The sequence below is a fragment of the Ruegeria sp. N4 genome (assembly GCF_056531425.1).
Genome location: NZ_JBQFLT010000031.1, coordinates 1 through 1,265, shown reverse-complemented (window position 1 = coordinate 1,265; position 1,265 = coordinate 1). Strand labels below are relative to the sequence as shown.

The 1,265-nt window shown below is 62.8% G+C and carries 1 protein-coding gene; it reads right to left on the bottom strand.

Annotated elements, in window-relative coordinates; translation table 11 throughout:
- Nucleotides 1-1,265, bottom strand: a 1,265-nt coding sequence (gene glyA / locus ACR0LW_RS21205) for a serine hydroxymethyltransferase (protein WP_480884418.1), incomplete at both ends; no start/stop codon positions are given.

Sequence of the window (1,265 nt, the reverse complement as noted above, 5' to 3'; positions counted from 1 at the left end):
TTCGGATAGATCGGGAAGCGTGCACAAAGGTCAGCGACCTCGGCCTTGACCTTTGCCTCGACGGCGCCGTTGCCGTCTTCGCCATTGGCGGCCAGACCGTCGACAACCTCGATGATCCAGTCGGCGATCTGGCGGAATTCGACCTCGCCGAAGCCGCGCGTGGTGCCCGCAGGGCTGCCCAGACGGATGCCCGACGTGATGGTCGGCTTTTCGGGGTCAAACGGCACGCCGTTCTTGTTGCAGGTGATATGCGCCCGGCCCAGAGCCTTTTCGGTGGCGTTGCCCTTGACGCCCTTGGGCCGCAGATCGACCAGCACCACATGGGTGTCGGTGCCGTGGGTCACCGTGTCCAGACCGCCCTTGATCAGCTGGTCCGACAGCGCCTGCGCGTTGGTCACGACCTGCTGGATGTAGCTTTTGAACTCGGGCCGCAGCGCCTCGCCAAAGGCCACGGCCTTGGCCGCGATCACATGCATCAGCGGGCCGCCCTGAATGCCGGGGAAAATCGCCGAGTTCACTTTCTTAGCGATATCTTCATCATTGGTCAGGATCATACCCCCACGCGGACCACGCAGGGTTTTGTGAGTCGTCGTGGTCGCCACATGCGCATGCGGGAAAGGAGAGGGGTGTTCGCCCGCTGCCACCAGACCGGCAAAGTGCGCCATGTCCACGTGCAGATACGCGCCGACCATGTCGGCGATTTCCCGCATGCGGGCAAAGTCGATCTGACGCGGGATGGCCGAGCCACCGGCGATGATCAGCTTGGGCTGGTGTTCCTTCGCCAGCGCCTCGACCTGATCATAGTCCAGCATGTTGTCTTCTTTGCGGACGCCATATTGCACCGCGTTGAACCACTTGCCCGACTGGTTCGGGCGGGCGCCGTGGGTCAGGTGACCACCGGCATCCAGGCTCATGCCCAGAATGGTGTCGCCGGGCTGGATCAGGGCCTGAAACACGCCCTGGTTGGCCTGAGAGCCAGAGTTCGGCTGCACATTGGCAAAGCCGCAGCCAAACAGTTCCTTGGCGCGGTCAATGGCCAGATTCTCGGCGATATCGACGAACTGGCAGCCGCCATAATAGCGGCGACCGGGATAGCCCTCGGCGTATTTGTTGGTCATCACCGAGCCCTGCGCCTCCATCACGGCGGCAGAGACGATGTTCTCGGACGCGATCAGCTCGATCTCATCGCGCTGGCGGCCCAGCTCGGATGTGATCGAGCCGAAAAGTTCCGGGTCGCGGTCGGACAGGGATTGGGTGAAAAAGCC